At 50.5% G+C, this 200-nt stretch carries 1 rRNA gene; it reads left to right on the top strand.

The annotated features are described in order from the left end of the window. A 23S ribosomal RNA gene (locus tag ACYP5B_RS27435) occupies nucleotides 1–200 on the top strand; the annotation flags it as partial.

Genomic DNA, 200 nt, shown 5'->3' with positions numbered 1-200 from the left:
CAGCCATCCTTTAAAGAAAGCGTAATAGCTCACTGATCGAGTCGTCCTGCGCGGAAGATGTAACGGGGCTAAGCCAGTCACCGAAGCTGCGGATGCACGTAAGTGCATGGTAGGAGAGCGTTCTGTAAGCCTGTGAAGGTGTCTTGTAAAGGATGCTGGAGGTATCAGAAGTGCGAATGCTGACATGAGTAGCGATAAAG

The sequence above is a fragment of the Cupriavidus sp. 8B genome, from assembly GCF_054589115.1.
This window is presented reverse-complemented; position numbering and strand designations above follow the sequence as displayed.